The organism is Kitasatospora sp. NPDC029367 (genome assembly GCF_055569135.1).
Map to the genome: position 1 here is coordinate 27,067 of NZ_JBVHYH010000094.1, position 6,000 is coordinate 33,066.

Here is a 6,000-nt window from a genome sequence, read left to right on the forward strand (position 1 = left end):
GCCCGGATCGGCGCCCCGCTGTGGTGCCTCACCCGGGACGCCGTCGCGGCCGCCCCCGGCGACCGCGTCACCGGCCTGGCCCAGGCCGCCGTCTGGGGCCTCGGCCGGGTGGCCGCGCTCGAACTGCCGCAGCGCTGGGGCGGTCTGATCGACCTGCCCGCGAGCCTCGACCGGCGCACCGCCGCCCTCCTGGCCGCCGTGCTCGCCGACCCGGACGGGGAGGACCAGCTGGCCGTCCGGCCGACCGGGATCCTCGGCCGGCGCCTGGCCGCCACGCCCGGCGGCGCCGCGAGCGATCCGGTGGACTGGGAGCCGACCGGCACCGTCCTGATCACCGGCGGCACGGGCGCGCTCGGCGCCGAGGTCGCCCGCGGCCTCGCCGCTGCCGGCGCCCCGCACCTGGTGCTGCTCAGCCGCCGGGGCCCGGACGCCCCCGGGGCGGCCGAGCTCCGCGAGGAGCTCACCGCCACCGGCACCGCCGTCACCCTCGCGGCCTGCGACGCCGCCGACCGGGAGGCACTCGCCGCCGTCCTGGCCGCCGTGCCCGCCGAACACCCGCTCACCGCCGTCGTCCACGCCGCCGGTGTGCTCGACGACGGCGTCATCGACGGCCTCACCCCCGACCGCTTCGAGGCCGTCCACCGCGCCAAGGCCACCTCGGCGCTCCTGCTCGACGAGCTGACCAGGGACCACGACCTCGCCGTCTTCGCCCTGTTCTCCTCCGCCTCCGCGGCCGTCGGCAACCCCGGCCAGGGCAACTACGCGGCCGCCAACGCCGTCCTCGACGCCCTCGCCGAACGCCGCCGCGCCGCCGGACTCGCCGCCACCTCCCTCTCCTGGGGCGCCTGGGCCGGCGGCGGGATGGCCGCCGACGCCCGGGCCGGCGAGGCCGCCCGCCGCACCGGCATCAAGCCGCTCGACCCGGCCGTCGCGGTCGCCGCGCTGCGCCGCGCCGTCCTCGACACCGCGCCGACCACGCTGGTCGCCGACGTCGACCCGGAGCGCTTCGTCCGCGCCTTCACCGCCGTCCGCCCGAGCCGGCTGCTCGCCGAACTCCCCGGCTACGCCGACGCGCAGAGCCCGGGCGAGGACACCGGGAACGGCCACGCGCTGCGCGTCGAACTGGCCGGACTCAGCCCGGCCCGCCGCGCCGCCGCCCTCCTCGGGCTGGTGCGCGGCAGGGCGGCCGAGGTGCTCGGACTGCCCGGCATCGAGGCCGTCGGCCCGGAGAAGGCCTTCCGCGACCTCGGGTTCGACTCGCTCGGCGCGATCGAGCTGCGCAACCGGCTCGGCGCCGTGACCGGCCTCGACCTGTCGCCGACGCTGGTCTTCGACCACCCGAGCCCGACCGAGCTCGCCGCGCACCTGCTCGGCCTGCTGGTCGACGAGGGCGACGGCGGGGAGCCCAGCGACCCCGAGCGCGACCGCCTGCGGGCCCTCGTCGACTCCGTCCCGCTGGACCGACTGCGGCGCAGCGGCGTGCTGGACGCCCTGCTGAGGCTGGCCGACGGTGCCGGGGGCGGTGCCGGCGGCGGCGAACCCGAGGAGGCCGACGCCATCGACGCGATGGACCTGGACGACCTGGTGCAGGCCGCCCTGCGCAACGACCCCGACCACGCCCAGGACTGACGGAGCAGAGATGACCACGCCCCACGACAAGGTAGTCGCCGCTCTCCGGTCCTCGATGAAGGAGACCGAACGGCTGCGCAAGCAGAACCGCCGGCTCCTGGACGCGGCAGCCGAACCCGTCGCCATCATCGGCATGGGCTGCCGCTATCCCGGCGGCGTCGCCTCGCCCGAGGACCTCTGGGACCTCGTGGCGGGCGGCACCGACGCCACCGGCGGTTACCCGGAGGACCGCGGCTGGGACCTCGGCGCCCTGGCGGACGCCGGGGTCGACGAGCGCGGCACCCGCGTCTCGCGGCGCGGGGGTTTCCTCGACTCGGTGTCCGGCTTCGACGCCGACTTCTTCGGCATCTCGCCGCGCGAGGCCGTCTCGACCGACCCCCAGCAGCGCCTGCTGCTGGAGACCTCGTGGGAGGCGTTCGAGCGGGCCGGCCTCGACCCGGCCGGCCTGCGCGGCAGCCGGACCGGCGTCTTCCTCGGCACCAACGGCCAGGACTACGCGTACCTGCTGGTGCGCTCCCTGGCCGACGCCACAGGCGACATCGGCACCGGCATCGCCGCCTCGGCGCTCTCCGGCCGCCTCTCCTACACCCTCGGGCTGGAAGGCCCGGCCGTCACCGTCGACACCGCGTGCTCGTCCTCGCTGGTCGCCCTGCACTGGGCGGTCCAGGCGCTGCGGGCCGGCGAGTGCACGCTCGCCGTCGCGGGCGGCGTCAACGTCATGGCGACGCCCGGCTCGCTCATGGAGTTCTCCCGGCAGGGCGGACTGGCCTCGGACGGGCGCTGCAAGGCGTTCGCCGACGGGGCCGACGGGACGGGCTGGGCCGAGGGCGTGGGCGTCCTGGTGCTGGAGCGGCTGAGCGACGCGCGCCGCAACGGGCACCGCGTCCTCGCGGTCGTCCGGGGCTCGGCGGTCAACCAGGACGGCGCGTCCAACGGCTTCACCGCGCCCAACGGCCCCTCGCAGCAGCGGGTGATCCGCCAGGCGCTCGCCAACGCCGGGCTGTCGGCCGGAGAGGTCGACGCCGTCGAGGGCCACGGGACGGGCACGCCGCTGGGCGACCCGATCGAGGCCCAGGCGCTCCTCGCCACCTACGGACAGGGGCGCGAGGTCCCGTTGTTCCTGGGCTCGATCAAGTCCAACTTCGGCCACGCCCAGGCGGCGGCCGGGGTCGCGGGCGTGATCAAGATGGTGCAGGCGCTGCGGGCCGGCGTGTTGCCCAGGACGTTGCACGCGGACGCACCGTCCTCGCGTGTGGACTGGTCGGCGGGGGCCGTCGAGCTGCTCACCTCGGCCCGCCCCTGGCCGGAGGTGGACCGGCCGCGCCGGGCGGGGGTGTCGTCGTTCGGGATCAGTGGGACGAACGCGCACGTGATCGTCGAGGAGGCGGTGGAGGAGGAGGCTCCCGAGGAGGGCTCTGCGGCTGACGGTCCGTCGGTGGTGCCGGGTGTGGTGCCGTGGGTGGTCTCGGCGAAGTCGGAGGCGGCGCTGGAGGCGCAGCTGGAGCGGGTTGCCGGGGTCGGTGGCACTCCCGTGGACGTCGGGCTGTCGCTCGCGGGACGGTCGCGCTTCCGGCACCGGGCGGTGCTGGTGGATGGTGCCGAGGTCGCGCGTGGGGTGGCGGGGGAGCGGTCGACGGCGTTCCTGTTCTCGGGGCAGGGGTCGCAGCGGTTGGGGATGGGGCGGGAGTTGTACGCCCGGTTCCCGGTGTTCGCGTCGGCTTTCGATGCCGTGTGCGCGGAGTTCGAGCCGGGCTTGCGGGAGGTGGTGTGGGGTGACGATGCGGAGCTGCTGAATCGGACGGAGCATGCCCAGGCGGGGTTGTTCGCGGTCGAGGTGGCGTTGTTCCGGCTGGTCGAATCGTTGGGTGTGGTACCGGAGTTCGTGGCGGGGCACTCGATCGGCGAGATCGCGGCCGCACATGTGGCCGGGGTGTTCTCGCTGGCGGACGCCTGCGCGCTGGTGCGTGCCCGTGGCCGTTTGATGCAGGCGCTGCCGGAGGGCGGTGCGATGCTGGCCGTGCAGGCGAGGGAGGAAGAAGTCCTGCCGCTGCTGAGTGAGTTGGTGTCGATCGCGGCTGTGAACGGGCCGACGTCCGTGGTCGTCTCGGGGGCGGAGGAGGCGGTCTCGGCGATCGAGGCGCGCTTCGCCGACCGGAAGACCACGCGGTTGCAGGTCTCGCACGCGTTCCACTCGCCGTTGATGGAGCCGATGCTGGCGGACTTCCGCGAGGTCCTGAACGGCCTGACCTACCAGGCCCCTTCGATCCCGCTGGTGTCCAACCTGACCGGCGCTCTGGACACGGACGTCACGACTCCCGACTACTGGGTGCGCCACGTCCGCGAGACCGTCCGCTTCGCCGACGGTCTCCGCAGTTTGCGCGAGGCCGATGCCACCGCCTTCCTCGAACTCGGCCCCGACGGCATCCTCGCCGCCCTCGCCCAGCAGGACGGCCACGACTCCGAGGCCCCCGCGCTCCCGCTGCTGCGCCGCGACCGGCCCGAGGAGCACACCCTCGTCACCGCGCTCGCCCGCCTGCACGTCACCGGTGTCCCCGTCGACTGGGCCCGGCTGTTCGACGGCACCGGCGCCCGGCGCGCCGACCTGCCCACCTACCCCTTCCAGCACGAGCACTACTGGCCCGCCCTCGGCAACGGCGTCGGCGACGTCGCCTCTGCCGGACTGCTGGCGGCCGACCATCCGCTCCTCGGCGCCGCCGTGCCGCTCGCGGGCACCGACAGCGTCGTCTTCACCGGCCGGCTCTCACCCGGCTCGGCGGCGTGGGACGGCGACGCGGGCGTGTTCCCGTCGGCCGGGTTCCTGGAGCTGGCGATCCGGGTCGGCGACCACGTCGGCTGCGACCGGGTCGAGCGGCTCGCCGTGACCCGCCCGCTCGCCCTGGGCGGTACGGGCGGCGGCACGGTGGTCCAGGTCCGGGCGAGTGCGCCGGACGAGTCGGGCGCGCGGACGGTGACGTTCTTCGCGAGCGCCGACGGCGGCCTGGACGATCCGTGGACCGAGCACGCCACCGGGGTGCTGACCACAGGAGCCCGGGCCGCGGACTTCGATGCGGCCGTCTGGCCACCGACCGGCGCGGTCGCGGACGGCGCCGCTGTCTGGCGGCGTGGCGAGGAGACCTTCGTCGAGGCCGACCTCCCGGCCGAACTGGCGGGAGCGGCAGCCGGGTTCGGCCTGCACCCGGCGCTGCCGGCCGCCGTCCTGCGGGCGGACGGCCGGGGGCTCGTCCCCGTGGTCTGGTCCGGGGTGTCGCTGCACGCCACGGGTGCCACGGTGGTGCGGGCCCGGCTGGTGCGGACGGGCGCGGACACGCTGTCACTGGCGCTCGCCGACGCGGCGGGTGACCTCGTGCTGTCGGCCGAGACGGTCGAGCTGGGCGAGCCGGCCGCCGCCGCCCACGGGACGAACGGCTCGCTGCTGCGGCTGGAGTGGGTCACTGCCGCGCCCGCCCGGCCGGTCAGCGTCCGGTCCGTGCAGGTCGCGGCGCTCTCGGAGGTCGGCGACGACGTGCCGGGGGCCGTGGCGGTCCCGGTGGCGGGCGGTTCGACGCCGGAGGACGTGCACGAGGTGACGGCGTGGGCGCTGGGCCTGGTGCAGGAGTGGCTGGCGGAGCCGCGCTTCTCCGACGCGCGTCTGGTCTTCGTCACCCGGGGAGCCGTGGCGGGCAGTGAGGTGTCGGACCTCGTCGGCGCGGCCGTGTGGGGCCTGGTGCGGGCGGCGGAGTCCGAGAACCCGGGCCGGTTCGTGCTCGTGGACACGGACGGCGAGTTGCCGCTGGACGCCGTGCTGGCCGTGGGCGAGCCGCAGGTGGTGGTGCGCGACGGCGTCGTCCGGGTGGGGCGGCTCGGCCGTGTCGTCTCCGATGAAGCCTCGACGGGCTGGGGCGAGGACACGGTCGTGATCACGGGTGGCACGGGTGGTCTGGGGCGTCTGGTCGCCCGGCACCTGGTGGCCGAGCACGGTGTGCGTGAGCTGCTGTTGCTGAGCCGCCGGGGTGGTGCGTCCGAGCTGGTGGCCGAGTTGGCGGAGCTGGGTGCGCGCGTCGAGGTGGTGGCCTGTGACGCCGCCGACCGCGAGGCGCTCGCCGCGGCGCTGAGCGGCCGGACGATCAGCGGTGTCGTGCATGCGGCCGGTGTGCTGGACGACGGGATCGTGACGGCGCTCACTCCCGAGCGCCTGTCGGCCGTCCTGCGCCCCAAGGTCGATGCTGCCTGGAACCTCCACGAGCTGACCAAGGACCAGGACCTCACGGCCTTCGTCCTGTTCTCCTCCATCTCCGGCGTGATGGGCAGTGCCGGGCAGGGCAACTACGCGGCGGCGAACGTCTACCTCGACGCCCTGGCGCACTGGCGCCG

2 protein-coding genes (1 of these 2 only partly in view) are annotated in these 6,000 nt (G+C 75.6%); both read left to right on the top strand.

All coding sequences use genetic code 11. The annotated features are described in order from the left end of the window. Window positions 1-1,629, top strand: partial view of a type I polyketide synthase gene (locus ACZ4W5_RS34055; protein ID WP_465658907.1) — the end only. It extends 26,358 nt beyond the left edge of the window; only the last 1,629 of its 27,987 coding nucleotides appear in the window; its start codon lies off the left edge, out of view; its stop codon occupies window positions 1,627-1,629. A gap of 10 nt (window positions 1,630-1,639) precedes the next feature. Beyond that, the coding region (locus tag ACZ4W5_RS34060) for an SDR family NAD(P)-dependent oxidoreductase (protein ID WP_465658905.1) at window positions 1,640-6,000 on the top strand (4,361 nt) is incomplete at its 3' end.